At 38.1% G+C, this 6828-nt stretch carries 6 protein-coding genes; 1 reads left to right on the forward strand and 5 read right to left on the reverse strand.

Annotation, left to right across the window (positions count from 1 at the left end; translation table 11 throughout):
• Together AC06OU_RS14565 and dcm are read right to left on the reverse strand one after the other, a co-directional pair.
• A partial coding sequence (locus AC06OU_RS14565) for a MutH/Sau3AI family endonuclease (protein WP_475856736.1) occupies positions 1-425 on the reverse strand: 425 nt, incomplete at its 3' end.
• Between the two features lie 68 nt (positions 426-493).
• On the reverse strand, positions 494-1753 hold the full coding sequence (gene dcm, locus AC06OU_RS14570) for a DNA (cytosine-5-)-methyltransferase (RefSeq protein ID WP_475856737.1): 1260 nt from the start codon (positions 1751-1753) through the stop codon (positions 494-496).
• Between the two features lie 134 nt (positions 1754-1887).
• Here dcm and AC06OU_RS14575 point away from each other — a divergent pair, with 134 nt between their 5' ends.
• Complete coding sequence (locus AC06OU_RS14575) at positions 1888-2316, forward strand: very short patch repair endonuclease (RefSeq protein ID WP_475856738.1); 429 nt, start codon at positions 1888-1890, stop codon at positions 2314-2316.
• A gap of 125 nt (positions 2317-2441) precedes the next feature.
• Here AC06OU_RS14575 and AC06OU_RS14580 read toward each other — a convergent pair whose 3' ends face one another.
• The 3 genes from AC06OU_RS14580 to AC06OU_RS14590 form a co-directional block, all read right to left on the reverse strand.
• Positions 2442-3059 (reverse strand): nuclease-related domain-containing protein, encoded by a 618-nt coding sequence (locus tag AC06OU_RS14580; RefSeq protein WP_475856739.1) that lies wholly within the window; start codon positions 3057-3059, stop codon positions 2442-2444.
• A 137-nt stretch (positions 3060-3196) separates the two neighbouring features.
• Positions 3197-3490: a hypothetical protein gene (locus AC06OU_RS14585; RefSeq protein WP_475856740.1), complete on the reverse strand. Its 294-nt coding sequence runs from the start codon at positions 3488-3490 to the stop codon at positions 3197-3199.
• A gap of 53 nt (positions 3491-3543) precedes the next feature.
• A complete protein-coding gene (locus AC06OU_RS14590; RefSeq protein WP_475856741.1) occupies positions 3544-6705 on the reverse strand; it encodes an SNF2 helicase associated domain-containing protein in 3162 nt (1053 codons plus the stop codon).
• Positions 6706-6828 lie beyond the last annotated feature (123 nt).

Here is a 6828-nt window from a genome sequence, read left to right on the forward strand (position 1 = left end):
TCTTCGCTATAAGAAAGTAGATGACTTTTGAGAATTTTATATTCACCCCTATGAATTTCAGGTAACCATTGGTAAAACATTAACAATATAGATTTGTTTTTACTCCAAAAGCTTGAAGTTTCAAATGAGGTTACTGCCTCACTGTGATAATTAATGATATTTAAAACTAAACGTTCTTTTGCCGAAACTGTTTTGTTCTTATTTAACTTTAAAGCAGTTACCTTCAGTTCTATACCTAGTTCTGCAAAGTCTGCCTCAGACTTAGAATTGATCTCATAACCAAAGAAACTTTCTTCTATTATTTGGCCGAGTTGTCCTTTAGATTTAGGGTTATTTATTCTACCACTTTTATCAATTTCTCCAAAAGTTCTTCCCTCTGCTTGCTTCGCTTTATAAAGCAACTCTTCTTCTGTTTTATATATCATTTAGACCTTCCAATCTATTTTACTTTTTACATTATTTTACCACATAAAAAGACTGATACGTTTAAGTATCAGCCTTGTAAGGTAAATTCCATTTGTATTTCAGTTTCTACAGAAACTTGTTCAATTTCTTCAATACGCTTGCCCATTCTCTCGATCAATCCAACTACTAAAGCATTTCCCATACAAAAATATCTCATTCGATCGGACATAGTGTTTGTCCAATTATCATCAAAACCATTAAGCCTCTCACACTCTAAAGGAGTTAAAAATCTCTTTCTCCCATTAACTTCGATGATATGAGTACTGCGATTAGTAGAACCCTCACTGGTTAACATTGTACGACCGGGCTTGTCCAAATCATCCGTAGGGGACATCCCACCTTCTGAGAATTGATAGACATGACCATCCACCGTTTTACGTTCAATCTTCTTAGCTCCACGAAGATATTCAAATTTTGCAGCTGTTGCCTCAGAAAGATAAAACTTCTCCTCTACTTCAGATTCATCAATAAGAATTTCTCGGAGTGTTGTCGCTTTTTCTTCTTTAGGTACCACATGAGCAGTAAATACTTCACCATTCTTCATATATCCCCCTGTATGAAAACCAAACTTAAAACTATCGGAAATAGCCACAATATCATCTGGTAACTTAACAGAGGTAATTCTATCCTTAAATGGTTCAATACTCACTGGAAATGGCTTAGCAAAGAATCCTTCTTTAAACACTATTTGATCTTCAGAAAAGTTATTTTGCTCTTGTTCAAAAGTTATCCCATTTTTATAAGCAAATATAAACACGCGTCTTCTTCTTTGTGCAAAACCATAGTCTGCTGCGTTGATAACTCTCCATTCTACGGTATAATCTAAATCCCTGAATGTCGCTAACATTACAGCGAAATCTCTTCCTCTTTGTGATGAAGGAGATTTTAATAGTCTGTCCACGTTTTCCAGGAGAACATATTTCGGTTTAGTATTTTCTAGTACTCTTTTAATTTCCCAAAACAAAACTCCCTTTTTACCTTGGAGTCCCTGTTCACCCGATAAGGATCTGGCTACTGAGTAGTCTTGACATGGAAATCCACCAACCACTAAATTTGGTTCTAAACCAGCAAATGTATCATTTGAAACCTTAGTTATATCTTCATTTGAATGAATACCTTTTTCAAAGTTATGAGTGTAACAATTAAATGCGTCTTGTGCTTTCCGTGAGGGCTCCCATTGGTTTGCCCAAACTACTTCGAACAATTCAGGGTTCGCTTTTTTGAGTCCTAAATGAAATCCGCCAACCCCAGCAAATAATTCGATTACTTTAATTTTTGAATTTTGCATATACGAACACCCTTTCGTAGTTTCAATCTATTATACAACATTTTCATCAAAAGATCAAGATCTTTTACTTTATTTTCTTGAAAAATTGTTTGATTTGTTATTTATAGAGGAAAAGTATGTAAGGAGGGATATTTATGGCAAAGAATGTTCCAAAAGCTTCTAGTCCTGCAGTTTTTAAGACAATGAGTGGAAATAGAGGAAAAGATACTAAGCTAGAACTAACAGTCAGAAAGGCTCTTTGGAAGGACGGATATCATTATAGAAAAAATAAACGAAGCCTTCTAGGGACTGCGGATATTTCTTTTCCATCATTAAAGATAGTTATATTTTTAGACTCTTGCTATTGGCATGGTTGCCCCATACATTTTAAAATGCCAAAAACCAATACTGCATTCTGGTCTCAAAAAATAAAGAGAAATATTGAAAGAGACAATGAAATATCTAATCACTATTTAGAAGAGAAATGGATTTTACTGCGTTTTTGGGAACATGAGGTAAATGACGAATTGAGTCGAGTAATAAAAACTATTGAGTATTTTGTAGATGAAGCAAAAAGAGGGTAACTTGAAGGAATCAACCTAGTTTTATCCTGCTCCCCTGTCTTTGGTTTCAAATCCCATTGCTCTGCTTAAGTTTTCTGGATTGGGTTACTCTTTAAGGTTAGTCCGTACCTGATGAAAGTATATTATTATCTCTTTACTTTGTTTTTTATCTTTTGGACATGAAGCTTTCTTGAGGTTTTCCCCTTTATATTCGCATTCATTAATATCTCTGCAATTTGTCTCACACGATAGGGAAGAATTACTTTCTGATCATAGGATTTTATCGTTTTAAATAAGTCAGATATGTATAACACTCGTAAGTTGTTCGAACTTATTTCTATATTTTTCAAGGTTGCTTCACTGCTAAATGCTATTAATGAATAGTAAGGTCCTTCGTATATATCTTTTAATAAGTATTGTACAGCAGTAAGATGAGCAAAGTTTTGCATTACTGGATTGAGAAAATTATAGTTCTTCTTATAAATTACCTGCTTCCAATACTTTTGTCTCTCCTTGCCAAATATCCATCCTTTATAATTTTTAGTCTCAATCACGAATATACCTACTGTCGAGACAACTACATGATCTATTTGTGTTGTTCCTTCTTCATAGGGAAGCAAGAGGTCATGGAGCACTACATATTCCTCTTCATCTAGACCCATTAATTTACGCTTTACTTGCCACTCACCTATAGACCCATTTACTGTTGGTTTGTTTAGAATTACTAAAATAAATATAAATAGTACTAAAATTATTATACCCATTTACTTCTATCCACCCACCTTCAATAGACAATAGTTTTACTTTAAATGAAAATTATTCCATATACAAGTAAAAAAACAGATACCTAACAAACGGCATCTGTCTTACTTCCTAACTTGCTAATAAGAAAAGTTATTCTTTATTTCCACCCATAAAACTCTAAAAATTTATCCGGTATTCTTAATTCTAACTGTTGCTCCAATTCCTTTAAGAAGATATTCATATCTGCTTCATCAAACCATTTCTGACTGTTTTCTAAACTCACATTAGATTTCCCGTAGTTAATAGCACATCCAAAGTTGCCTCTATCATAACCTAAAGTAATAATGAAGTATTTGTATGCTTGAAAATCTATCGAGAACGTTTGATGAGGTGTATCCATTAGATTGTAAATTGAAAAATTATCTACTCGATCCCCAAAGTATTCTCTCATTGCTTTCGTAAAGCTTTTTGCTGTGTCTTTTGCATTTTCTTTCTTCAGTCATCTCACTCCCCCATTAAAACCTCTAAAATGTCTTCTTCATTCATTCCAGCTAATATATCTTGTCCGGAATGGATTACTTCTTCTATTAGATTTTGTTTTCTATGCTGGAGCTGTGTAATTTTTTCTTCAATGGTGCCTTTTGCTACCAATCGAATGACTTGGACCTCATTTGTTTGGCCCATGCGGTGAGCACGATCTGCTGCTTGCTGCTCCACTGCTGGATTCCACCACAGGTCATATAATATTACTGTGTCTGCTCCGGTGAGATTAAGCCCTGTACCCCCTGCTTTCAATGATACGAGGAACAAGTCTCCCTCTCCTTCGTTAAATCGTTCACACAGACTGACACGATCCACTGGAGGGGTTTGTCCGTCTATATAAAAGTATGGTGCCCCCTGCTTAATGAGCTGCCTACGGATAATGGCTAGCATTTGAGTAAACTGAGAAAAGACCAGCACTCGTCTACCTGTCATTCGGCAATCCTCTAAAATCTCCATTAACTGCTCATATTTAGCGGAGCTCCCTTCATAGCCTTCTACAAAGAGGGCTGGGTGACAGCACAATTGTCGTAGTCTAGTTAGCCCAGCGAGAAATTTAATGCGATTCTTACGGAAGGTTTTTTTCTTTAAATGTTTAAGGGCATCATGCTTAAGCTCTGCTAGGTGTGCGGCATATAATTTCTTTTGCTCGACCTGCAGTTCGGAATAGATGACCATTTCCGTTTTCTTAGGCAGCTCTTGCAAAACATCCGTTTTCATACGCCGCAATATAAATGGGCGAACTTGTTTGGCAATATGCTCTCTTCTCATCTCACTGAATTCTCTTCTGTTTGGCAATAGACCAGGAAATACAACATAGAAAATAGACCAAAGCTCGTCTAAAGAGTTTTCTATTGGTGTCCCGGTAAGTGCAAATCGATGCTTGGCCTGTAGCATTTTCACTGCCCGAGCTGTTTTTGTCATTGGATTTTTAAAAGCCTGCGCCTCATCAAAAAATACAGTATGAAAGAAAAGATCTCTGTAACACTCTGTGTCCATTCGTAGGGAAGGATAGGAGGTGATGAGGACATCTGCCTCTACCCCAGCTTTCCATGCCGCATTTCTGTCTGCCTTACTGCCATCGATGATTTGTACATCTATATGTGGAGTAAACTTGCCTAGCTCGTTTTTCCAATTATAAAGGAGTGATGCAGGCGTAACGACCAATATGGGCTGTTTTCGAACCCGAGATTCTGATAGCACCGATTCAATAAAGGCAATGCTTTGAAGTGTCTTCCCTAGCCCCATATCGTCTGCGAGTATACCCCCAAAACCATATGATGCCATCAGTTTAAACCATCTGAATCCTGCCTTTTGGTAGTCTCGTAATACATTTTCTAATCCTAATGGTACATCCTCTTCCAGGTTCTCCGGCTCATTTAGATTCTTAAGGAGATTAGCAAATCTTTGTCCTGGCTCAAGCAGATCTCCTCGACTTAGTGTCTGTGCAATCTGCATCCCCTTTAGAATAGGAACCTGCATCCCCTCCCGAAAATGTTCACTGCTTACCTCCATGTCCTCCATGAATCTTGCAAGGTCTACAAATTCAGGTGTTTCAAGCGACACTAGATTCCCGTTTGGTATCCGATAAAATCTTCTTTTCTCTTCAATGGCTGTCATCAGCTGTTGGATTTCTTTTTCCTTTATACCGTCTAGCTCAAAGCGAAACTCAAGCCACTCGGTTCTTTCCTTCATCTCAATCCTTATCTTTGGACCTGTATATTCCTTCACTACCCGTAATTTCACAGCAGTAGAAGCGTATACCTGCACCCATTTTTCAACATTTGGCAATACATAATACAGGAAGTTATATTCGTCTTCCTCATCCATTAAGTAAAATCCCCCTGGCGTTTGGGTGAACCCGCAGTCCAACAAGAGCTTCATGATTTCGAGCTCCTTCTCTCTCTGACGCCGTATGCCAGGAAAATGGGTGAATGACTCCTCTGTTTCCTCACAGGGATTGACTAGTAGATGGCCGTAATGGAACTCTAAGCCAGCAAGCAGGCGATTTTTTACCCTATCGAGAAACAGCTTCGCCTTTAGAGGAGTTTCTCCCATCCTTTTAGAGATAGGCTCCGCTATGTAGACCTGACCTAGCTTCATCAAGCCTGGTAGAACTGTTTTCATGAATTGGTCGATATTGTTCTCTAGAATGATTAGCTCATGCTTACCAGATTGGTCCAGCATGCTTTTTAGTTCTGCCAGTCTGCTTGTCTCCTCCGGCTGTAGCTTGTATAGCACACCTTTAGAAAATGCGTAGCCATAGGATCTGTACACGGTCACCATATCTAGACCTTTTACGTTCAACTGATAGTCAGGCTTCTTCGCCTCATCAAATTCAAAACGTATCGGCAGCTCTTGACCAAGCTGAATGCCTTCATAGTAAAAATCATCATGTAGAAATTTAACTCTTGGGGCTTTTATAAGTAAAGGGAGAAGTCTATCCCAATCGGTGGCCGAGATAAGCAAAATATCATCCTGTATAACTGCCTTACTATTTATGCGCTGACTTTTCATTAATATTTGAAGTACGTCATCCGTTTCCCTAGTAAAGCTAAAGACTTCCGGTGCGTAGGAATAGCCTGGCGAATATTCGAAAGGTCTTCTTCTTTCCATTTCATAGAGAAACTTTGCTACATGCTTTATTTCTTGGAATGGTTCGGGACCAACAGCTAACTGTATACCGAATCCGTAAGCCCCTCCCTCCAAAGGAACTGTACAGCACGTGAACTCCATCTCCAGTATCTTTCTTTCATCAAAGTGCAGCTGCTTTCCTGTAGGGGGAGAGGTCTTTTTTTCAAATAGATTTAGCATTCTTTCTGCCAAATAACCATCCATTCGTTGCTTTTCATCGAGTGAGATGAGAGCAGCCGCAATATGCTGACAATAGGTGGAAACAAAACCGACAGGGGGACACGTACAAGAGGCAACAACCTCTCCGACGGAGTCAGCTTTTATAGTGACTATGAAATCCTCTCCTGCCTTTACAGTAGCTTTCATCACCTTTTCATCTTTAGGGCTAGGATGAAGATGCACCTTATCCGCAAGAAAATAAGCCTTACCCTTTTTAAAAGCAGTAATGCCACATAGTTCTTTAATTTTCTTTTCGTTTATCGTACTATTCATCATCTAAAACCCTTTCTCTGTTTCTGTTTCTAGTTAGCTCTATTTTAGCATGATAGGAATGTTTGTGCGCCCTGTGCATCCCTTGATGATTAACAGCATAGATAAAAAGCACAGGAGGCCCAC

It is taken from the genome of Psychrobacillus sp., assembly GCF_056205495.1.